General features: G+C 42.2%; 18 protein-coding genes and 2 pseudogenes. 7 read left to right on the top strand and 13 right to left on the bottom strand.

Features of this window, described 5'->3' with window-relative positions; genetic code table 11:
• Positions 1 to 20: 20 nt before the first annotated feature.
• Positions 21 to 1,334 carry a 30S ribosomal protein S12 methylthiotransferase RimO gene (gene rimO / locus VL20_RS21775; protein ID WP_052277775.1) on the bottom strand — a complete coding sequence of 438 codons (1,314 nt, stop codon included), beginning with the start codon at positions 1,332 to 1,334 and terminating at the stop codon, positions 21 to 23.
• A gap of 181 nt (positions 1,335 to 1,515) precedes the next feature.
• Here rimO and btpA point away from each other — a divergent pair, with 181 nt between their 5' ends.
• The 5 genes from btpA to VL20_RS21750 all read left to right on the top strand — a co-directional run bounded on the left by btpA (position 1,516) and on the right by VL20_RS21750 (position 7,071).
• Complete coding sequence (gene btpA, locus VL20_RS21770; protein ID WP_052277774.1) at positions 1,516 to 2,367, top strand: photosystem I biogenesis protein BtpA; 852 nt, start codon at positions 1,516 to 1,518, stop codon at positions 2,365 to 2,367.
• Positions 2,368 to 2,551: 184 nt separating this feature from the next.
• A complete protein-coding gene (locus VL20_RS21765; RefSeq protein WP_052277773.1) occupies positions 2,552 to 3,538 on the top strand; it encodes a vitamin K epoxide reductase family protein in 987 nt (328 codons plus the stop codon).
• 109 nt (positions 3,539 to 3,647) lie between these two features.
• Positions 3,648 to 4,832 (top strand): DNA methyltransferase, encoded by a 1,185-nt coding sequence (locus VL20_RS21760; protein WP_052277772.1) that lies wholly within the window; start codon positions 3,648 to 3,650, stop codon positions 4,830 to 4,832.
• Between the two features lie 16 nt (positions 4,833 to 4,848).
• The gene (locus VL20_RS21755) at positions 4,849 to 5,760 is read left to right on the top strand and encodes a Bpu10I family restriction endonuclease (protein WP_052278542.1); all 912 of its coding nucleotides are present in this window, start codon (positions 4,849 to 4,851) and stop codon (positions 5,758 to 5,760) included.
• A 72-nt stretch (positions 5,761 to 5,832) separates the two neighbouring features.
• Positions 5,833 to 7,071, top strand: a complete 1,239-nt coding sequence (locus tag VL20_RS21750) for a DNA cytosine methyltransferase (protein ID WP_052277771.1) — start codon at positions 5,833 to 5,835, stop codon at positions 7,069 to 7,071.
• A gap of 399 nt (positions 7,072 to 7,470) precedes the next feature.
• Here VL20_RS21750 and VL20_RS21745 read toward each other — a convergent pair whose 3' ends face one another.
• From VL20_RS21745 to ilvD, 6 genes are all read right to left on the bottom strand, one after another.
• Positions 7,471 to 7,917, bottom strand: a complete 447-nt coding sequence (locus VL20_RS21745) for a hypothetical protein (RefSeq protein WP_052277770.1) — start codon at positions 7,915 to 7,917, stop codon at positions 7,471 to 7,473.
• A gap of 43 nt (positions 7,918 to 7,960) precedes the next feature.
• Complete coding sequence (locus VL20_RS21740) at positions 7,961 to 9,574, bottom strand: ABC transporter substrate-binding protein (RefSeq protein WP_052277769.1); 1,614 nt, start codon at positions 9,572 to 9,574, stop codon at positions 7,961 to 7,963.
• Between the two features lie 135 nt (positions 9,575 to 9,709).
• Complete coding sequence (locus tag VL20_RS21735) at positions 9,710 to 10,630, bottom strand: FTR1 family iron permease (protein WP_052277768.1); 921 nt, start codon at positions 10,628 to 10,630, stop codon at positions 9,710 to 9,712.
• 34 nt (positions 10,631 to 10,664) lie between these two features.
• Positions 10,665 to 11,099 carry a ferritin-like domain-containing protein gene (locus tag VL20_RS21730; RefSeq protein WP_002731529.1) on the bottom strand — a complete coding sequence of 145 codons (435 nt, stop codon included), beginning with the start codon at positions 11,097 to 11,099 and terminating at the stop codon, positions 10,665 to 10,667.
• 227 nt (positions 11,100 to 11,326) lie between these two features.
• Positions 11,327 to 12,187: a tetratricopeptide repeat protein gene (locus tag VL20_RS21725; protein WP_052277767.1), complete on the bottom strand. Its 861-nt coding sequence runs from the start codon at positions 12,185 to 12,187 to the stop codon at positions 11,327 to 11,329.
• Between the two features lie 396 nt (positions 12,188 to 12,583).
• A complete protein-coding gene (gene ilvD / locus VL20_RS21720) occupies positions 12,584 to 14,269 on the bottom strand; it encodes a dihydroxy-acid dehydratase (RefSeq protein ID WP_052277766.1) in 1,686 nt (561 codons plus the stop codon).
• A gap of 643 nt (positions 14,270 to 14,912) precedes the next feature.
• Here ilvD and VL20_RS21715 point away from each other — a divergent pair.
• Positions 14,913 to 15,146, top strand: a complete 234-nt coding sequence (locus tag VL20_RS21715) for a hypothetical protein (RefSeq protein WP_002763254.1) — start codon at positions 14,913 to 14,915, stop codon at positions 15,144 to 15,146.
• Between the two features lie 4 nt (positions 15,147 to 15,150).
• Positions 15,151 to 15,351, top strand: coding sequence for a type II toxin-antitoxin system VapC family toxin (locus VL20_RS21710; protein WP_002763255.1), 201 nt, complete (start codon positions 15,151 to 15,153; stop codon positions 15,349 to 15,351).
• Between the two features lie 350 nt (positions 15,352 to 15,701).
• Here VL20_RS21710 and VL20_RS21705 read toward each other — a convergent pair whose 3' ends face one another.
• The 6 genes and pseudogenes from VL20_RS21705 to VL20_RS21685 form a co-directional block, all read right to left on the bottom strand.
• Positions 15,702 to 19,490, bottom strand: coding sequence for a beta strand repeat-containing protein (locus VL20_RS21705; RefSeq protein ID WP_052277765.1), 3,789 nt, complete (start codon positions 19,488 to 19,490; stop codon positions 15,702 to 15,704).
• A 139-nt stretch (positions 19,491 to 19,629) separates the two neighbouring features.
• Positions 19,630 to 20,028: pseudogene (locus tag VL20_RS21700) on the bottom strand (hypothetical protein); the annotation flags it as partial.
• A 26-nt stretch (positions 20,029 to 20,054) separates the two neighbouring features.
• Positions 20,055 to 21,053, bottom strand: coding sequence for an RpnC/YadD family protein (locus VL20_RS21695; protein WP_052277763.1), 999 nt, complete (start codon positions 21,051 to 21,053; stop codon positions 20,055 to 20,057).
• A 21-nt stretch (positions 21,054 to 21,074) separates the two neighbouring features.
• Positions 21,075 to 21,581: pseudogene (locus VL20_RS21690) on the bottom strand (hypothetical protein); the annotation flags it as partial.
• A gap of 136 nt (positions 21,582 to 21,717) precedes the next feature.
• Positions 21,718 to 21,855, bottom strand: a complete 138-nt coding sequence (locus tag VL20_RS31900; protein WP_167341561.1) for a hypothetical protein — start codon at positions 21,853 to 21,855, stop codon at positions 21,718 to 21,720.
• A 50-nt stretch (positions 21,856 to 21,905) separates the two neighbouring features.
• Positions 21,906 to 22,934: a DUF4351 domain-containing protein gene (locus tag VL20_RS21685; protein ID WP_052277761.1), complete on the bottom strand. Its 1,029-nt coding sequence runs from the start codon at positions 22,932 to 22,934 to the stop codon at positions 21,906 to 21,908.
• Between the last annotated feature and the right edge of the window lie 112 nt (positions 22,935 to 23,046).

Genomic DNA, 23,046 nt, shown 5'->3' with positions numbered 1-23,046 from the left:
AAATAAGAAAAATGGAAAAATTAGACTATTTCGCCGTAGAGATCGTAGGTATCGGCCGCAGTGATTCGGACCTGTACGATCGCACCTAGAATCGCCTCCCCTGTCACATAAACCAAGCCATCCACTTCCGGGGAAAAACGAGCGGAGCGCCCGATTAATTCTCCTGTTTCCGGGTTTTCCTGTTCGATGAGAACATCGACAGTGTGACCTATATAAGCTTGATTTTTGCGCTCCGAGATTGGTTGCTGAGTTAACATCAACCTTTCGCGGCGTTCGTCCATAATTGCCTGTGGCACTGGATTGGGCAGGTCAAAAGCGGCGGTACCTTCTTCGGCGGAGAAGGTAAACACCCCGACGTGATCGAACTCATGACGCTTGACAAATTCCAGCAGATGGCTGAAATGTTCCTCGGTTTCTCCGGGGAAACCGACGATAAAAGTCGTTCGTAAAACCGCGTTCGGGATAGCTTGCTTGATCCGCTCGATAATGCCATCGTTGACTCGTCCTTGCCAGGGACGGTTCATCGCCCGCAGGATGTCGGGATGGGAATGTTGTAGCGGCAAGTCTAGATAGGGTAAAACATTCGGGGTCTCTCGGATCGCCTCGATAACCTTTGGCGTTAACCCGGTCGGATAAGCGTAGTGAACGCGAATCCAAGGTATATCGACTTCTCCCAGCGCTCGCAAGAGTTCCGCTAATTTGGGTTCGCCATATAAGTCTAACCCATAATTGGTTGTTATTTGCGAAATGAGAATTAATTCTTGGACTCCTTGGCTGGCTAATTGTCGCGCTTCGGCCACAATCGACTCGATCGAGCGGGATCTTTGATCACCGCGCAGGTGGGGAATAATACAGAAAGCACAGCGATAGTCGCAGCCTTCGGCTACCCGCAGATAGGCGACTCCTTCGGTAGTGGTGCGATAACGGGGCAGATTTTCGTCGGCGATAAAGGTGGGATCGGCGCTGACTTCTTTGACTCGTTCTCCCGTCTCTACCCGTTCGACAATCTCGACAATTTTCTGATAATCCCCCGTGCCGACAATGGCCACGGCTTCCGGCAATTCCGTCAGGAGTTCATCTTGGAAATGTTGGGCCATACAGCCGGAGATAATAATTTTTTTATTAGCTTCCGCCAGTTCCACGAGGGTGCGAACGGATTCTTCTCTAGCTGCTTGAATGAAACTACAGGTATTAACGATAACGTAATCGGCCAACTCCTCGTCATTATCTACGGGATAGCCGGCCTTGGCCAGCAGTCCTAACATATGCTCGGAGTCGATCCGGTTTTTCTCACAGCCTAGGTGTGAGATGGCGATGGTTGGCTTATTGCCCATGCGATCGAGTATCAACCAAATCCTAAACTTCTCTAATGTTAAGACATTTTAACGGATTCCGGACTTGATAAAATCATTAGCAGTTAAAATAATTTCCCCCCCGTGGAACCGTGGGTAGGCCTTCACCCTGTTAAAATGGGTGAGCGGCGCCTGGTTGGGGACGCTAAGAGTAGTAGACGCTGTGAATTTAATTGCAACTTTCAAGACAAAAAACCCGATTATTGGCGTAGTTCATCTCGCCCCCCTGCCCACTTCCCCCCGTTGGGGTGGTAGTCTCAAGACGGTGATCGAGCGGGCTGAACAGGAGGCGACGGCTTTGGCTGCTGGTGGTGTTGATGGTTTGATTATCGAGAATTTTTTTGATGCCCCCTTTACTAAGCAACAGGTGGATCCCGCCGTGGTTAGTGCCATGACTTTAATTGTTGATCGCATTAAAAATCTGGTGGTCTTACCGATTGGTCTTAATGTTCTCCGCAATGATGCCCATAGTGCCTTAGCGATCGCTACCTGTGTCAATGCCCAATTTATTCGAGTTAATGTGCTAACGGGAGTTATGGCCACCGATCAGGGCATTATTGAGGGTCAAGCCCACGAACTCCTGCGTTATCGGCGCGAATTGGGGTCTGAGGTCAAAATTTTAGCGGATGTTTTGGTTAAACACGCCCGCCCCTTGGGAACCCCTAATCTGACTACGGCGGTGCAAGATACGATCGAACGGGGACTAGCAGACGGGGTGATCCTCTCCGGTTGGTCCACCGGTAGCCCCCCTAGTTTTGAGGATTTGGAACTGGCAGTGGCGGCGGCCAAGGGAACACCGGTTTTTATCGGCAGCGGGGCTGATTTGGACAATATTGGGCGGTTGCTGCCGGCTGCCGATGGGGTGATCGTGGCTAGTTCCCTCAAGCGTCATGGCAAAATTACTGAACCAGTGGATCCGATCCGGGTGTCGCAATTTGTGGAAACGGCCCGGCAGATCAACGATCAAAAGGCAAAAATTGATAATTCGCTGCCTTCTTTGCCTCTGTCCACATAACCCCTTGCTAGAATGGCGGATAGTTTCAGGGGATAGCGATCCTAAGTTTTTAGGAATTGAAAACGTCCTAATTAACACAATATGGTTAGGGAATTTTTCCTTTCAACAAAGTACATTTAGATTTCTCTCCTGACTCCTGACTCCTGACTCCTGAATTCTGCTGTAATTTAATCTAAATAATATTATGCGTCGTCGTTCTGTACCTTGGATTCATCGCTACTCCCGGCCCCTAATTGGGGGCGTTTCGATCGTGGGGGCGATTCTGACCGGCTATTTAACCATTACCAAACTGACGGGAGGGGCTGCAGCCTGTACCGCCGGGGCTAGTGATGGGGCTGGTTGTACTGGTGTGCTTAATAGTCCCTACGCTACGGTGTTCGGGCTGCCCTTGAGTTTGTTCGGTTTTTTGGCCTATATTGCCATGGCGGTTTTTGCCCTCACTCCTCTATTTATTAATGGGGAAACTCAGAAAAATCTCCGCAAAAGTTTAGAAAATAATACTTGGTTATTGCTGTTAGCGGGGGCGACGGCGATGGCGGTATTTAGTGGTTATTTAATGTATATTCTAGCCACGGAATTAAGGGAATTGTGTCCCTACTGCATCACTTCGGCTTTGTTCGCTTTAACTTTATTAATTCTCACAATTGTCGGTCGTGAATGGGAAGGTTTAGGACAAATTATACTGCCGATGGTTGTGGTGGCCATGGTTACTTTGGTGGGAACTTTAGCGGTTTATGCGGGAGTAAATTCCCCGACGGTGACAGGAGGAAAAGAAGAAATTACCCGGCCAATGACAGCTGCTACACCTCCCTACGGTTGGGAAGTAACCACGGTTTCGGGAGAGGCAGAAATCGCCTTAGCTAAACATTTAAAAGCAATTGGTGCGAAAGAATACGGGGCTTTTTGGTGTCCCCACTGTTACGATCAAAAACAGTTATTTGGTAAGGAAGCGGGAGAAATCCTCAAAAAAGAAAGGGTTTATATCGAATGCGATCCCCAAGGGGTTAATGGTAATCCCCAAGCTTGTCGCGATGCCGGAATTAAAGGTTTCCCCACTTGGATTATTAAGGGTCAAGAATATTCGGGAACCCAAAGATTAGAGAAATTAGCGGAGATTTCTGGTTATACCGGCCCGATGAATTTTAAATATACAGTTCCGGGACGCAATTAGGAAAATATTTCGGGGCTGAACCTTGTTCAGCCCCGAAATTTTATGGTGTTTGTTCTCTAGATAAAGTAGAACCTGAATTTTGATTTTAGCAATAGAGGGAGATTGAAAGTTGCCAGATTTTGATCAACCTATACCCCAAGAAAAACTTGACATTATTGAGAAAACTAGAGCCAATTTATTTGTTTGGCGAGGTCAGTTTTCACCCCAACTGATAGAGACTATATTAAGTTTCTATTGCCCATCTAATTCGGTCATTCTCGATCCTTTTGTGGGTAGCGGAACTGTCTTACTAGAGGCAAGTTATTTATCCCTAGAAGCTTATGGATTTGAGATTAATCCCGCTGCTTATATCATGAGTCGTACCTATGAATTTATCAATGATTCTCAAAAAAAAGAAGTTCTTAAAAACCTGAGAAATATCGTCGATCAAGAATTTCCTTTGAGAATTTTTGAAGTCAGTGACCAAGTAGAAAATTTAGTAGATAAATTGCAAAATACTAGGAATATGCTACCGGATCGGTCAAGGGTTTTATTTGATGCTTTGGTAATCCTTCTTGATGTGTGTAACAATAAAATTACTCAGGAATTTATTCAGAAAAAATTTTTACATCTTAGCAATATAATTACTAAGCTACCTTACTCTCAAAAGCCGCTCAGGGTTGGATTATCTGATGCTCGTTCTCTCCCACTAAAAAATAATCAGATAGATTTTGTTGTGACTTCTCCACCCTATATAAATGTTTTTAATTACCATCAAAATTATCGTCAATCTGCTGAAATCTTAGGATGGGATTTACTCAAGATAGCCAAGTCAGAAATTGGCTCTAATAGAGCAAATAGGAGTAATCGTTTCTACACTGTAGTACAATACTGTTTAGATATGGGTGACATTTTAAAGGAACTGGCGAGAGTCAGCAAGCAGCAAGCAAGAATTGTTTTAATTGTAGGACAAGAATCTAACGTTCTTGGCGTACCTTTTTATAATGCTGATATTATTGAAAAAATAGGGGTCAAAGCCAAACTATTTCAGAAAGTATTAAGACAAAAAAGAAAATTTAAGAATAAATTTGGTAAAGTTATTATAGAGGATATAATTAATTTTATCAACCTAAATAATCAAGTTAGCCAAGAGGTAATAGAACAAATTTCTAGAGAGGTAGCATTCGAGGTATTGGAAAGCAGTAGGCTTTTTGTATCTTCAGAAAACCAGCTATGTTTAGAATCAGCAATTGCCAAAGTCAATAATATTCAAAAAACACCAATTTTAGATAAGAGATTATATATTGACCTTTGAACATCAACAAAAATACATGAACGAATTTTCCCGTCCTCACTACACAAAACTAACTGCCTGTCTTAACAATCCTCGGTTGCCAGAAGCTGATCGGGAACGTTTAGAAGAAGCTATTATAAAATATCGCCAGTGGATTATCGAGTTAGAATCGATTAATTCTGGTCAAGCAGATGCAGTAGAAAAGCTAGTGTCAGCTACTAACCGATATAAGCGTTTTATTGAACTTGACTTAATTTTTGATAGTTCAGATAACTTTTTGTATAGACAGAAGGGACAGTTAAAATTAGACAATACTATATTAGAAGAATTTTTACCCCAGCTGGTTTTCCGTAGTTTACAAGGAATAGATAACTCTTTTGAATTGGGTCCAAGAAATACCTTCTCTGGACTAAGTTTCCTATCCTCTCTCGGCAATATTGGTCAAGGTGGTCAAGCAAATATTAGAAGCAAAAATCAGGATTTTATACTGGTCAAAAAGTTATATCTAAAGTCATCTTTTGACCCAGAATTTCAAAATCATGAATTGATTGAGTCTCATCTTGGCTATGTTTGTGCAGAGTGCAAAACTAATTTAGATAAAACTATGTTTCAGGAAGCTGTAGCCACAAGTAGAGATTTAAAAATTGCCGTTCCTAACTCTTTATATTTTTTGATTTGCGAATTTCTTGATATGACACCAGTTTCAATAATTTCTACTCAAATTGATGATGTGTTAATTATACGAAAAACTAAGCGTATGACCGCTAATCTTCGACAAGAGTATCGCTCCTCAAAAGCAAGACAGCTGCACAGACAGGAATATGTAGATTTTTTGGATGCTTCTCAATATTATCCCGATGTGTTTCAAAGGATGATCGATAAAATACAAACTCATATTGATAATACAAACCCATCACTGGAAAATGTTTTATATCAAGGATATTTCTAAAAATTTTCTCGACATCAAGTTTAGCTACTTTGATTTATAATAAAAACGTAGATAAGTTGCTAATTATCGGTTATGACTCAGGTAAATCTACAAAAAGCCGCTAATATTCTCGGTGTAACTACCGCAGAAATACTAACATGGCAAAAGAAAAAATTAATCAAAGGTCAGAAAATCAATCAAGTTGATTGGTTATTTGATCTCGAGCAATTAACCAATCTTAAAAATAACCAATCCCCCGGAGAATTGAGAATTTTACAAACTGTTGAGCCAACTAATTACACGGTTATTGAATTATTTGCTGGCTGTGGTGGTATGGCTTTAGGTTTAGAAAATGCGGGACTAAAAACCCAATTACTGGTGGAAATTAACCAAGATTGTGTTAATACTTTAAGGCTCAATCGACCCCAATGGAATGTTATAAATCAAGACATAAAAAAGATTAAATTTTCCGATTTTATAGACAAAATAGATATTGTAGCTGGAGGTTTTCCCTGCCAACCTTTTAGTTATGCTGGGTTAGGAAAAGGATTAGAAGATTTGAGAGGAAGCCTATTTTTTGAATTTGCTCGTTGTTTACAGGAAGTGCAACCTAAAATCGCTATAGCCGAAAATGTTCGAGGATTATTAAGCAATAAAAAAGGAGAAACCCTGCAATTAATGATGCAAGCTTTACAGGAAATCGGTTATTATGCTGCTTATCAAGTTTTATCGGCTCAATTTCTTGATGTTCCCCAAAAAAGAGAAAGATTAATTATTATCGCCACCCGTCAAGACCTAAATATTAAACCGATTTTTCCCCAATATAAAAACTATACTATTTCTCTGAAAAAAGCTCTAGAGAATTGTCCAAGTTCTCCAGGAGTAGAATATAAAGAAAGAAAAAAAGAGATTATGTCCTTAGTTCCCGCAGGAGGAAATTGGCGAAATTTGCCGATGGATATTCAAAAAGAATATATGAAAAATAGTCTCAAAAATCACGGCGGACGGACAGGATATGCTAAAAGATTATCTTGGGATGAACCGGCTTTAACTATTACCTGTAGTCCGGCACAAACCCAAACAGAAAGATGTCATCCCCAAGAAACTCGTCCTTTGACTGTGAGAGAATATGCACGAGTGCAGTCCTTTCCCGATGATTGGCAATTTACCGGTAATTTAACCTCTCAATATCGACAGATTGGTAACGCGGTTCCCGTTAATATGGCCTATCATCTTGGTGGCTGTTTAATTAATATGTTGCAAGGGGATTATCTGGGGGAAACACAGCCAAAAACCGAACAGTTAAGCATTCCGGGGTTAGAAGTTAATTAATTTTGACTAAAAGTAAATAGTTTTTAAGTAGTCATGCAAAATTAATTACCTGCCCGATCGAGCTAAAACCCTTACGGGGCAATGATCGTCATGTGTAAATAATTTTGCCTAGGTACTTACCTAATCAGCAACAGCAGCAGAAAAATTAAGTAGTTATACTAAATCCGTTGAGTAACGCACAGAAAACGGGTTTCTCCGAGAAACCCGTTTTCTACTCATGCACTCATGCAAAAAGGGGAATGAATAATCAGTCTTTAATAACCAGATTTAGTATAACTACTTCTTGCATGAGTTCCTATCCTCAGCCAGAAATTGATTTTGTCCGATTTTACTGTCCGGGATCTGTAGGGTTGATTCATGAATCAACCCTACCCCACCAGAAATTGATTTTGTCCGATTTTACTGTCCGGGGGGAATAACCTCTAATGGAATACTTTCAGTTTCTCCATCTTTAGATGGATTGACATCGGGACTTTGTTCTGCATCTGGAGTTTTTTCCACCGCTTTGGTTTCTGAGGTGGGGGGATTTTCGGGGGGTACTTCTGGACTGGGGTTCTTTTCCGGGATGGGGGTGAATTCCACCGGGGTTTCCCTTTCAGGAGAGGGGGAAACTTCGGGGGAAGGTTCGATATTACGGGTACTTTCCGCGGGAGTTTCTTCTATCCGGGGAGATTCTGGGGTAGTTGCGGGGGTAGTTGCGGGGGTGTCTTCCCTGGTTTTTTGTTCTTCCTGGGGACAGGCTGCCGATTCTAAACCGAGATGACATCGGACTTCCTCCCGTCCCAAAGACACGGCAATTCCCGACACCGACATTAATAAAGCTAGGATGGGTAAGATATTCTTCATAAAATTAGACTTGATTCTACTCCTCGACATCACATTGTCTATTTTAGATAGGATCGAACTGATATTGAGAACCCTTTGGCCCCTCATTGCCGCGATTAGCGCGTACTAGGGGAACTTGATTAAAAATGTTAAAATCCGTGGTGCTTCCCTGCAAGGTGATTCCTCGATTTAAAGTTTCGACTACAGTAGCACGGTCAGAACTTTTAGCGATCGCTTTTCCTAATACTTTCATGGTATCGTAGGCGGTAGCAGTACGCCAACTGACGCGACCGCGCCAACTTTTCAGCGCATCTTTGGCAAAAGGATCCGTTGCTTGGAAACTCCAAGGTACTGCTAAAACTAATCCGTCGATGCTATCGGCTCCTTGAATAAGTATATCGGGTGTATAAAGTTCATTTCCGCCTAATAATAGCATTCCAGACGATTCTTGGGCAATAGCCACGGCTTGATCAATGCGATCGCCATCTTTACTCAAGGCCAAAAATACCACCTTAGCGCCGGCTTGTCTTGCCTGATCTATGGCAGTTTTAGCATTAAAATTGGCTTTAGTTGTGTCTATTTCCTTAACTATCTTGCCTCCTGGTTGCTTTATTGCTTTAGCAAAGGAATCCCTTAATTTTTGACTATAGGGACTATCGGAATTATAAAAAAGAACCACTGACGGAGACTTCTTTTGCTTACTAGCATAATTAGCCAAAGTTTTGGCCACTGCTTCCAGATAACTACCCAAAACTTCCTGAGATTTATCCTTAAGGGGAATAGTTTTCAGGGTTAATTTTCCCGTTTGACTAACACTGGTAGTCAGGGGAGAGAGAATCGCTAATCCTTCTTTTTCGTAACTTTCAATCGCTTTTTGACTAAAAGGATCGATTCCGTGGCCCATAACTGCCAAAACTTGACCGGATTGAATCAGATCATCGGCTATCGCTTTTGATTGTAACCCACCACCATCATTAGCGATGACTATTTCCAAAGGATTACCCGGATTAGAATTATTAAACTCCTCTTGATACCTGGCCACACCTCGGAGAATTTCCTTGGCGCTGTTGGGGTCGTTAGCGATGGGGACAACGACGGCTATAGTATTTTGATTACCTTTTTGTCTAGCTTTGGCGTTATTGTAATAGATTTTGCCCTCCGGGTCGTTTGCTTGGGGAGTGGCTGCTAGTTGGTAAGCTGCGATCGCATTTGCCCAATCTTCCTTTTTAAAGGCCGCTGCGCCTTTTTCTTTGTTAGGAGTGGAATTAAGCAGTATTTTCTCACCTTGGCTAAATAAATCGGGATTTTTAGCCGTATTACTCACAAAAGTTGCCTTAGATTGCCTATCTGGGGTTTTTTCCCCGACAACTGGGGAAGTATCGGGTTTGGGAATCAGCATTTGCAATAGACTCCAACCCCCTAAACCTGCGGTTAAAGCGGTAATTATCAAAGCGAAGGGAAGTAACCAGTTAGATTTTTGGCCGACTCTAGTTGTACCCCCCGGGGAGACCACCACCGTGGTTTTAACCGTCGTTGTTACGGGATCCATCGCTTCCCTAGGCAGGCCACAGATAGGACAATCAGGAGTAGTATTTTCGCAGGGTTCATGACCTCCCGCAATCGCTTGCGGATAAGTTTTACCATCTTTAGGGATACCGTCACATTGCCAAGTAGTCATAATCAGTTATCAGTTATCAGTTATCAGTTATCAGTGGGTAAGTTATCAGTGGGTAAGTTAACAGTTATCAGATGTGAGTTTTTAAGTGAGCAGTATTAAATAGAAGTTTCTTGCCATCTTTTCACTGTTTACTGATCACTGTTTACTGATCACTGTTTGAGGACGTTGTCGTAAGCTTTGGAAATAGAGGCCACCGATAAGCAGTAAAAAGAGGATATAGGCAACAATTTGACTGATATAGAGGTTTTGACGATAACCAAACAGAGATTTGAGGAGGAGTCCGGGGAAAGTGCGATCGCTCAAAATTTGGGAACCGTCCCAAACTTGAAAACCGAGAAGACAGGAGGAGGGGAGAGAAGGACAGAAATGGCGATAAAAAGGGTCAATTTCACTTAAAAGACTGATTCCTGCGTCGATATGTTTCAAAACACCGATGAGTAATCCCGCAACGATTAAGAGGAGGAAAGTCCCCATAATTTGGAAAAAGAGACGGATATTAATTTTTACTCCCCCCGCAAATAGGAGAATTCCCAACAAGGTTGCGACACTTAACCCCGCTATCGCGCCGAGAGTTTGTATCTGCCAATCTTTTTGGAATTGGGCCAGGATAAAGAGGACAGTTTCAAATCCCTCCCGCAAGACAGCGATAAAAACGAGCAGAAAAATCGCTTTTCCTGCCCCATTTTCCGCTTTTAAACCCGCTTTTACCGCATTTTCTACCTCAGATTTCAAAGATTTGGCCTGTTGAGTCATCCAAATTAACATCCAACTCAACATCAAAACGGCAATTAGTCCAAAAGTGGCGGCCAGTAATTCCTTGATCATTGGTACAAATGGACTAGGAGAAGCATCCACTTGCAAAAGGATTCCCCCTAGCAAAACACCGACCAAAACACTAGCGACTACTCCCGCACCAATACCACGATACACCCATGAGTTAAGTTGCGATCGACCGGATTTTTGTAAACAAGCGAGGACAATTCCCACCACTAAAGCGGCCTCGAAACCTTCCCGGAGAGTGATAATAAAAGTGGGTAAAGCGGAACTGAGATTCATAAGCTAGTCGATAAACTCTAGCTTTGATCCTAGCTCAAGCAAAATCCCGCAGCATCTTGCGAATTTCCAGATTGTGTAATTCTTCTTGTCCAATCATACCGCGAGCGAATTCTTCTAGGTAAATACTGGCATCTTCGACGGTTTCTAGGAGTGCTTTGTACAAATCAAGGGATTTTTTCTCATGATTGAGGCTCTCACTCAAGATTGCTTTGATATTATGTTCATAGCTTTCCTCGATGGGGGCAATTTTTAAACTAGGATGACCTTCTAAACCGGTGAGAATTTCCCCAACTTGTTGCGCGTGGGTGAGGGATTCCGTGGCCTGAGTCTGGAAAAATTGGACGATGGGGATGCGATGGGGACCTGTCACCATCAGGGAATAGTGGGTATAACGGACAACTCCTGCTAGTTCAAATTCCATGATTTCGTTCAGTTGTTCGATGGTTTTGTCTCTGTCTAGTTCTCGCATAGGATTCTCAATAATTTTTCTCTAATTGCAATTGTAGCTAATCCAGACTGGCTAAATGAATCTAAAAACCTTGTTGACTAATATCTTTAGGCTTTTTTGCCATTAAAAAAGTGCCAGATATTGGAGCAACCGGGGGGACATTTTAGGCACTTTTTCCCTGAAAATGCCTAAAATCCCACACCCCACGAAAAACCCTTTCAGCAAACCCTAGGTGCTGCAAAAAGACTTTAGCTGGGGGAATAGCAACTCAAGAGGTCATTAAAGGTTTCATTTTGTCTTAAACCATCGAAAACAAAGTTATTACGCGCTAATTCGCCGCAAATATCTGGTTCTATGTCTAGAGCTTCCCGTAAACAGTTGATCGCTTTTTGTTGTTGACCGAGGGCAGCATAACAGCAAGCGGCATTGTACCACGCATAGCGATCATCTTGATCGATTTTTAACGATTCTTCATAACAGGCGATCGCTTCTGTTAAACGCTGTAATTCCTGTAGGATCACACCCTGTTGATACCAGGACCAGTAATCTTGCGGTCGGATATCGAGGGCGGTACGATAATTAAATAAAGCCTCTTGGGGATTGCCCCAATCCCGGAAAGCGTCGCCGCGACGATACCAGGCCCAATAATCCCGGGGTCGCGCTCCCAAGGCCAGATCGTAGGAAGTAATAGCGCGTTCGTAATTTTTCAGCAATCGATAGGCCTCCCCTTGCCGGTAGGCCGCCCAATAGTCCCCCGGACTATGACTTAGGGCCCGTTGAAAACAAGCGATCGCTTTTTCGTAGTCCTTTAATTCCTGTAGATAAACACAACCTTGATCGTACCAAGCCCAATAGTTATCGGCCTTTACCTGTGCGGCGTTAGCGTAACTTTCAGCCGCTTCTTCATACATTCCCAAGTCTTCTAGTATCATACCCCTTTTGTACCATGCCCAATAATCATCTGGATAATATTCTAAGGCTTTTTCGTAGCTGATTAAGGCTCCAAAATAGTCCATTCTTTCTTTTAAAATATTGCCTTGGTCATACCAATCCCGATAGGTATCCGGACGGCATTCGAGCGCTCGATAGACAGTGAGTAGATAGTTCATAGTTATTAATCTTTAACGGAGGCAGGAGTCGGTCGTCAGGAGGCAGGAGAATTAAGAATGAGCATTAATTAGGGCTGGCTGAATAAATGTGAAATGTAGGCAAGGTAAGGGTTTTGTGGCTTTACGAGCGAAACAGGTGCCAGATTTTGAGAGAATCATGCTTCAAAACCTTGTGTCTTCATCGGCCCGCGTCCTGTAGGGGCGAAGCATTCGGGCAATAACCTATCGGTGAAACCGTAGATTTTCTATCCGAATGCTTCGCCCCTACTTTTTGCCGCAAACCCTAATTAGAGCCGTCAGTCTTATCAGTTATCAGTTACCAGTTATCACTGGGGGTGTTCAGTGAGCAGTGGCGGAAACGGCGATCGCAATTGATCGCCATTCCTAGTTATACTTTTAGAACAGATTCAGATCCGTTAAAGCGCCGAGACTGCTAGAGGAGACTAACTTGGCGAATTTGCCGAGAATTCCCGTTTTATAGCGTGGGGGCCGCGGTTGCCAATGGTTACGACGACGGGCCAATTCTTCCTCCGATACATTTAACTGCAAGAGACGCTGACGAGCATCAATAGTGATTTGATCCCCTTCCTCTACTAGGGCAATTGTACCACCCACCGCCGCTTCTGGAGCGACGTGACCGACCACCATGCCATAGGTTCCCCCGGAAAAACGACCATCGGTAATTAATCCCACGGAATCCCCTAAACCGGCGCCGATAATTGCCGAAGTGGGGGCTAACATTTCCCGCATACCCGGTCCGCCTACTGGTCCCTCGTAACGGACAACCACCACATCCCCGGCTTGAATTTTTCCAGCTAAAATTGCCTCTAAACAGGTTTCTTCCGACTCAAACACCCGCGCCGGTCCGGTGATGACTGGAGTTTTCACGCCGCTAATTTTGGCCACGGCCCCCTCTGTGGCCAGATTTCCTTTTAAAATGGCTAAATGACCCTCTTTATAGACAGGATTGCTAAAAGGACGGATAACGTCTTGGCCTGAGGGCGGTTGGTCGGGAATATCGGCTAAAATCTCGGCGATAGTCTGACCGCTAATGGTGAGGGCATCCCCGTGTAGTAAACCATTAACCAGGAGAATTTTCATCACTTGGGGAATACCGCCGGCTTTATGCAGATCCACGGTAACGTAACGCCCGGAGGGTTTAAGGTCGCAGATAACCGGTACACGCTGGCGGATGGTTTCAAAATCATCGATCGATAATTCTACCCCGATGGTGCGGGAAATGGCTAAAAGGTGCAGGACAGCGTTAGTGGAACCTCCCACCGCCATAATTACCGAAATAGCGTTTTCAAAGGCTTTACGGGTCAAAATTTGGCTAGGGAGAATCTGTTTTCTAACCGCCTCGACCAAAACCTTGGCCGATTCTTCGGTACTATCGGCTTTTTCCGCATCTTCGGCGGCCATGGTCGAGGAGTAGGGTAAACTCATCCCCATGGCTTCAAAAATGGAAGACATGGTATTAGCAGTAAACATTCCACCACAGGAACCGGCCCCGGGGCAAGCGTTGCGTTCAATTCCGATAAGGTCTTCTTCACTGATTTTACCGGCGCTGTACTGTCCCACGGCTTCAAAGGAACTGACCACGGTTAAATCGCAATCTTTGTAGCGCCCCGGTTTAATCGTGCCACCATAGACGAAAATAGCGGGAATATTCATCCGGGCCATGGCAATCATTGCCCCCGGCATATTTTTGTCACAACCCCCGATAGCGAGGACTCCATCGAGACTTTGACCATTACAGACGGTTTCAATGGAATCGGCGATTACTTCCCTAGAAACGAGAGAATATTTCATCCCTTCTGTTCCCATGGAAATCCCGTCGCTAATGGTGATAGTCCCGAAAAGTTGCGGCATTCCCCCCGCTAATCTCGTGGCTGCTTCGGCACGCATTGCTAAATCATTAATTCCCATGTTACAGGGGGTAATGGTGCTAAATCCGTTAGCGATGCCGATGATTGGTTTGCTAAAGTCCTCATCCCCAAAACCTACCGCTCTTAACATGGCCCGATTCGGACTGCGTTGGGTACCTTGGGTAACAATGCGACTTCTGTAGTTATCTGCCATAACTTTATCTTTCTCCAATGGCGGCTGATGTGTGCGATCGCTGCTCAAGTTCTCTAATCGCACCTTTATTTCTATTTTCTGACTTTTGGCCGCTCTGAGCAGGTTTTAGGACAGCCCATCTCTAAAGAAAATATAAAACTGTGGGAGTAATGAACTATTCCCCACCGCTTCGCCAAGGGGCGAGTTTCTGACGCTTCTTTGTCGATGGTGGTTGGTGCGGACGGTAATGATTTGGTAGTAGTGGCGTAGCCCTCTTGCTTGAAGTGTGTAAAATATTTGTCATAAAAACAATTGGCTCAAATCAGTTTTTAATGAAGCGGTGTTATCATTTTAGCATACTTAACTCAGATAAACCCTAAAGGCTCTCCTAGAGTAGTTATGTAAAAATAGTAACAATCAAGGAAGATATTGAGACTTAAAGTTATCTCAAAAAATAGTTAGAATCCTTGGTTTGACAAGAAGATAGAAACTGTTATAGGCTAAAAGACATAGCTCAAGCCGAGTCTAAACTTAACATTTTATTATATAGGAAGGGGTTATGCTGTCACTTCACTGGCAAAATTGAGATGCTTCCAGCAAATATTTAAGGTAAAATTAGATAGACTATCTCCAAAACTTAATTAACAATTAGGAAACTAAGTCAATGCTACAATCAGTTAAAGGCATTTATAGACAAGGAAAGATCGAGCTTTTAGAAACTCCCAATAACCTAGAAGAAAGTTCAGTTATTATCACATTTTTAGAAGATAAACCAATCCAAAAATATCCCAAATTAATGTGCTTTGGAATGTTCACGGGGGATTATCAATCTACAGAAGAAGATTTTTCATTCGCCGAATTTCAGGGCGATGCAGATGACCACTTAGATTGGTCTTAAACCGATGAAATATGTGCTGGATACTCACGCCTTAATTTGGTTTTTAGAAGGGAATCCCCGATTGGGAAAAAATGCCAAAACGATCCTTTCTGACCCGAACAGTGAATTAGTTTTACCGGCTATTGTTTTAGCTGAAGCGGCTTGGATTGTTGAGCGAGGCAGAACATCAATCCCTTCGGTTTTAGAATTATTTAGGGTTTGCTGAATAAATCTAAAAACCTTGTTGGATAGGGTTTTTAGACTTGTTTTCCCTCAAAAAGTGCCGACCTTTGGAGTGATTGGGGGGAAAATTCAGGTACTTTTTCCCTGAAAATTAGGTAATTGGCCACCTCAAAACCGGTAAAACCCCACACCCTACCCCCAGGAAAAACTTTTTCAGCAGACCCTAAGTAGTCGTGAAAAGCTTAACATGAGCAGGCGTTGGGTTTCATGTTTCAAACCAACCTACGTTCTTTATAGAGTTTGTCAGCGAAACGTTTTTTTTCTTAAAGTCCAGAAAAAGGGTTTCTCCGAGAAACCCGTTTTCTAGGTGACTTAGAAGGAGAGCTTAGACACTTAGATAAAGAAATTACCCACTGGAATGTTCCCTAAAGCTGGTAAAGTCCCAGTAAATCCAGTGATATTTACTAATAAATCATTGCTGGATTGGAAGCCAGCCGTGCTATCATTAATAACGAGATAAGTTCCAGCTATTGCACCGGTTGTTACCTGCACTAAGGCGGCACTATTAACCCCTAATCCTTGATTACCTGTAATCGCTCCATTAGCATCAGTAAATACCTGATTGATTAAATTCTGTAAAGTGGTGACGGTGCTATTAGCAGCGCGACTGAAACTACTAGGCGCATTCATGGGTAGTCCACCTTGAGTTAATAAGTCAATTTTATCACTATTGATGGCAAAATCTGTGATACGATCGCTTGTTGATATGGTAGATTGGCCAAATTGGAAGACGAAGGTATCTGCACCTAAACCACCGGTTAAAGTATCAATTCCCGCACGTCCATTGATTTGATTAATGCCACTATTTCCAGCGATTTTATTGTTACCGGCGTTACCTGTACCGTTAATATTATTACTGCCAATTAGTCTGAGATTTTCGACATTGTTGGGTAGGGTGCGAGTGAGAGTGCTTTGCCAAGTATCAGTAATGATAACTTCTCCTATTCCCCCTTCGGGATTGATGGTAGCATTAACGGGATTTGACAGGGTTACTGTAAAAGCTTCATCAGGTTCATTGAGGTTATCATTGAGGATGGGAATGCTAATAGTAGCGGTGGCAGTATTAGGTGCAATGGTGATAGTTCCAGTTTTGCTAGTGTAATCTACATTAGCGGTAGCGTTAATGGGTGCGGTGGTATAGTTGAAGGTAATTGGTTGTGGATTGGGGTTATCAACTGTGACGGTGAGGATGGCATTATTATCTTTACCTTCCACTACGGTGATGTCGTTGATGGAGAGTTGCGAGGTGACACTGGTATCGTCATTATTAATTGTTCCCGTGGCTGCGTTGGGAGTACCTATTGTATAACCTGTCCCCGCAGCAAGGGTTAAAATAACAGTTTCATCACTTTCTACTATTGTGTCAGCAGTGGGGTCAACGATTACGGTAGCAATCGCAGAATTAGCCTCGAAGGTGACACTGGTAGGAAGCAAAGTGTAATCGGTTCCGTTGGTTGCTGTCCCACCAATACTATAGTTAACCGTTAAGGGATTAGTTGTATCTCCTGTACGAATGAAGATATAGATGAGATTACTTGTCCCGTCTTCAGTAACACTACTAGGAGAAATCGCAAGAGTAATACTAGGAAGTATGAGATCATCATTCGTAATTGTCCCCGTAACTGGAGTAGTCGTACCTATCGTATAATCAGTCCCCGCAGTGAGGGTTAAAGCGACGGTTTCATCCGCTTCAACTATGGTATCCGCAGTGGGGTCAACTGTTACCGTCGCAGTGGATGAACCAGCAGCAAAGGTGACACTGGTGGGAATAGAAGCGTAATCGGTTCCATTGGTTGCTGTCCCTTCAACTGTATAGTTGACAGTTAAAGAATTAGTGGTTACTCCGGTGCGGGTGAAGGTATAGACTAAGTTAGTTGTCCCATCTTCGGTAACACTACTAGGAGCAACCGCAAGGGTAATACTGGGAAGAGTAGGACTAGAAACATAGCTAAAATAACTAGCAGTTAGACTTAATGCTGTTTGATTACTGATATAAGCAATCAGTTCATCTGCTTCGTTTCCTGGTTTGTTGATGTAGAGCTTAGTAGTGGAACCAGAAACTGTTAAGAGATAGTCACTACTTGAACCCCGTAGCTGAATTGTGTCATCAATGGTGCTAAAGTCGGCAATTGTAGCGTAGTCGCTAGTACCTTCAGTAGTTGTCAAACCGTCATCGTAGAAGGTCTTTGTAGTATCTGCAAGGATAAAGCGATCGTTTCCTGAACCTCCTACTAAATCATCAGATTCTCCTGTACCGCCATCTGTTCCTTGTAGGGTGTCATTCCCATTACCACCATAAAGATCATCATAACCATCTCCACCATTGAGGACATCATTACCATTCTCTCCATAAATGTAGTCACTACCAGCATTACCTGAAATCGTATCATTACCCTCTCTACCATAGAGGTAGTACTCATTAGCTGTACCGCCAAAAATGACATCATTATAATCAGTTCCCTTAAACCCTTCAAAACTCTCAATCGAAGTAAAGGTATCAGTTTCCGTACCGACAGTAATCGTTCCACTCCCAGCGGTGTCGTAGGTCATGGTTAAACCACTACTACCATAGCTGTAGTCAGCATGATAGCGATCACTACCAGCACCACCATTTATCGTGTCATTATTGCCTTCATCGCTGGTAAAGTAATCATCTCCTGCATCACCATTGAGGAGATCATTACCACCACCATCATAAAGATAATCATTACCAGCACCCCCATTCAGGACATCATTCCCATTCCCTCCATAAATGTAGTCAGTACCAGCATTACCTGAAATGGTATCGTTACCACTTCCACCATAAAAATATTCAGAGTAACCTCCTCCTGTACCGCCAAAAATGACATCATTGTACTCAGTTCCCTCAAACCCGTTAAAACTCTCAATCGAAGTAAAGGTATCAGTTTCTGTACCAACAGTAATCGTCCCACTCCCGGTAGCAGTGTCGTAGGTCATGGTTAAACCGCTACTAGCATAGCTGTAGTCAGCCTCATAGCGATCAATCCCACTACCACCATTTATCGTGTCATTACCTGCATCATTGGTAAAGTCATCATTCCCTAAATCACCATTGAGGACATCATTCCCACTACCACCATAAAGTTCATCATTATCAGCACCCCCATTGAGGACATCATTCCCATCCTCTCCATAAATGTCGTCACTACCAGCATTACCTGAAATAGTATCGTTACCACTTCCACCTTTGAGTCCACCATAATAATAATAAGATTCACTTTCTGTCCCGCCAAAAATGACATCATTATACTCAGTTCCCTTAAACCCGTTAAAACTCTCAATCGAAGTAAAGGTATCAGTTTCCGTACCGACAGTAATCGTCCCACTCCCGGTAGTGGTATTGTAGGTCATGGTTAAACCGCTACTAGCACTACTGTAGTCAACCTCATAGCGATCAGTCCCACTACCACCATTTATCGTGTCATTACCCGCATCGTTGGTAAAGTAATCACTTCCATCCCCACCGTCAAGAGAGTCATTCCCATTACCTCCATAAATATTATCGCTTCCCCCCAGACCACTTAAAGTATCATTGCCATCTAACCCAAAAATATTATCACCCCCAGATGTACCCGTAATACTATCATTCCCATTAGTCCCCGTAAAATCCGCCTGTTCTACTTGAATAATTTCCCCATTTACTATAATTGTTGTCTGGTCATTCTCTGCTCGTAAAGCGTCTAAGGTTGCCACATCCAGACTATTTCCCCGCACCAACTCCGCAAAAATTGCCCCCTCATCTCCGGCGCTATCCACCTGATTAACTTGAGCATCCACATAATGCCCAATTTCTTCTAAAATTACATTAACTATCGCTGCTGACGAGGCCGTATTTAAAAAAGATGCTGATAGATAAATCTTATTCGTACTGCTGGAATATGCACCATTCGCCGTCCCTAAAACTTCATCACTGAGTACCTCAATCGGGGGAATTTGACTAAAATTTCGACTTTGCCACTGCTGTCGTAATTGCGTCGCTTTAACCACATCATAACTTGTGCCAAAAGCGGTTTCTAAATTCGCCCAAAAACCATCAGATTGAGCGAAATTAAACAAAACATCGTCAACAGCAGGAAGAATCGGCAACAGGGTAGAAGTCATGACAGTAACAGCAAAAGTTTATTGATAAAAATTTTCGCACAACAAGCGCAAATCTTTCAAGACCCCTGTAACAGAAATTAACATTTATACAGAAAACGGGTTTCTTGAAGAAACCCGTTTTCTAGATATTAGGATAAGATTATTGGATTCTTGCCAAAGACTGCTTAAATTCTGCGAGAGAATTAGCGGTAGCTGCTAATTTTAGTAGCTCTTCTAAGATAGTAGGGTTAGTCATTTTGCCGATTATCTCTTCAATTTCTGAAGAAATCTGTCCAAACCGCACAGTTAAAACTGTTTTTATGTCATCGCGGCTTTTTTCTAACGCGCCAATTTCCTTACCAATTTCCTTACCGATTTCCCTACCGCGTTCTATTCCTCGTAACTCCCCAATTTCCTCACCAATTTTCCTTCCCCGTAACTCCATATTACTCATTAAAGGCATGGTTCTTTCCTCCTCAAATTGTTTGATTTTACTTTCTAAACTTGACTGTAATTTAGTTGATAGAGTCATCATTGTGTCGATGATTTCAAACAGTTTACTAAGTAAGGTAGGTATTACCCACACTACTTATTTATGATGATACTAAAAGACTTCCTACACTCCTCAAAAGAATTTACTATAAGTGCGGCTTTTAACATCTCTTCTAAAACCGAAATAACTGAAGCATCATTGAGACATTGTCCAATATCTTCAGGGATATCGCCTAGTCGGTTTTCCAAAACTTTTTTCACAAAATCACGAGCATTTTCTAACGCTCCAATTTCCTTACCGCGTTCTATTCCTCGTAACTCCCCAATTTCCTCACCAATTTTCCTTCCTCGTAACTCCATATTACTCATTAAAGGCATGGTTCTTTCCTCCTCAAATTGTTTAATTTTACTCTCTAAACTTGACTGCAATTTAGGGGATAAAGTCATCATATTGTCGATGATTTCAAACAGTTTAATTATCTGTTCCCTCTCGAACTCCTTTTCATATAATCCCCTGATTAACCTCCACTTCCACTGTTCCCGTTCTGGCAGCTTCCCAGTAGTCGCTTTTGTTTTCAGGTGTGCCATGACTATTATAGCAAAGGGATTGCTACTTGCTTCTAGTTCTGACCAGCTTTCCTCATAGTCCAGTAATTTGACTGTTGGGAATTTAAGACTCACTTCACAACCAGCGATACTATAATTATAGGAATCTGGTCGCCAATTTACTCGTTCATCTCCTAATATAGCGAGACTGATAACCGGTTTCTGATACAAATCAAAGGCACGATAGTTATAAATATACATCCTCTGAGGGAAATTTTCTTCGTATTGGCTTTGAATTTCAATATGAATCAAAATCCAGACTTCTTCACCCCTGAGTAACCAGACTTTATAGAGTTTGTCAGCAAAACGTTTTTTTGTCTTTGCTGAAGCGGTAATCCGTTTGAGTTCTTTTTCTAGGGATTCGGGAATTTGTGTCCAATCAATCAATTGGTGAACTTCAGGAAAAAAGAAGTATAAAAACGCTTCAAAATATTCGCTTAATGCTTCTTTCCAGGGTTCATCATAATTGGCGGTTGTTGGGTTCATTGGAGAAGAAAATTACTGAGACTATTGTTCTAAAAGTTGATGCAACTCATCAAAAGAATTAACGGTTAATGCCGATTTCAGTAACTCGTCTAAAATCGATAATACAGCAATTTTATCCACAGCTTGCTCAATGTCTATTGGAATGTCACCCAATCGCATTTTCAGCACCGTTTTAATATAGTTACGAGCCTTTTCTAACGCGCCAATTTCCTTACCAATTTCCTTACCAATTTCCTTACCGATTTCCTTACCCTGTTCTATTCCTCGTAACTCCATATTACTCATTAAAGGCATGGTTCTTTCCTCCTCAAATTGTTTGATTTTACTCTCTAAACTTGACTGTAATTCAGGGGATAAAGTCATCATTGTGTCGATGATTTCAAATAATTTAATTATTTGTTCCCTCTCGAACTCCTTTTCATATAATCCTCTGATTAACCTCCACTTCCACTGTTCCCGTTCTGGCAGCTTCCCAGTAGTCGCTTTTGTTTTCAGGTGTGCCATGACTATTATAGCAAAGGGATTGCTAAGTAGGGAGACACAATTATTTGTAGGATGGGTTAGTGGTAGCGTAACATAATCTGGCGTTGGGTTTCATGCTTCAACCCAACCTACGTTCATCTTATATTTAATTCCACTCACCCACTTACTTGCTTCCAATTAGTCACTGATAACTGATAACTGATAACTGATAACTGATTAGTTGGTGAACTTCGGGAAAAAAGAAGTATAAAAATGCTTCAAAATACTCGGTTAATGCTTCTTTCCAGGGTTCATCATAATTGGCGGTTGTTTGTTTCATTATGACAATTTTAGTGGGTTGTTGTCAGAAGGCGATCGCTAACATAAGAACTAAGCAGTTAAAGTATTTAACCAATTGATTAAATCTTCAACCGTAGAGAAGTCGAATAAAGCTTCTCCTAATACTTCGACATCATCAATACTTAACTCCATAATTTTAGTTTCTAATGAAGAATTAATCTCCCCTAACTTGCGTTTAAGTTGACGAAGAATCAATGTCTTTTCCCGTTCAATACCTTGTTCGATACCTTGTTCGATACCCCGTTCAATACCTTGTTCGATACCCCGTTCGATACCTTGTTCAATACCTTGTTCGATACCCCGTTCGATACCTTGTTCAATACCTAGTTCAATACCTTGACGCATCCAACTGGTGGTAATTTGCATAACTCCCTCCTGTACAGGTTCACTAAATGTGCTAATCTCTTCTTGAAATTGTCTCTCTTCCACCGCATTAAGATTGAGATATGTATCAATAAATCCGGAAATTAATTGCATTCTCGCCGCATCTAACCTTAAAGTAATTAACAAGCGCAGACATTCCGCTTTTACCTTGGCTCGCTCTTTCTCGGCAATGTTCATCTTCGCCATCAAGGCTGAAGCAACAGGATTCGGTTGATTAAGAAAATCTCGCCAATTTAATCGATTTAACTGCACTACTTGATAGTTAAATTCTAATACCTTAAAATCGGGAAAATCAACCACATACTGACTAATCGCTTCTCTTTTTGGCTTTGAATAAGAAAAAATTACAATCGGATAAATCGGGAGGACAAATTTCTCATGAAAGCGAGCAAAATAAGTAAACATTCGCCGGTTAAACCACTTTCGAGAACTTTCCTGCGCCTCTACATGAATCAGAAAAAAAGATTCTTTTCCTCGAAACTTAACCTGTGCTACTAAATCGCTTTCATACCTTTCTCCTTCCGTGACATCGGTAAATACTTCTTTGTCTAAAAAAGTAATCGATTCCCTATCTAAATAATCCATCAATTGAGGAAAAAATAACTCAATAAATTCGACAAAAAAGGTGGAGATTAACTCCTTAAATAAGCGGTCATGGTCAATATTATTAGTCATGTAATATCATCTTAACTAATCTCAGCGGTGAATGACTACCAGAAAATAACAACTCTTTGATTCTAACAAGTTTAAGGTTACTTGACAAGACTTACGGTAAAAGTGGACATTA

The sequence above is a fragment of the Microcystis panniformis FACHB-1757 genome, from assembly GCF_001264245.1.
GTDB lineage: Bacteria > Cyanobacteriota > Cyanobacteriia > Cyanobacteriales > Microcystaceae > Microcystis > Microcystis panniformis.
This window is presented reverse-complemented; position numbering and strand designations above follow the sequence as displayed.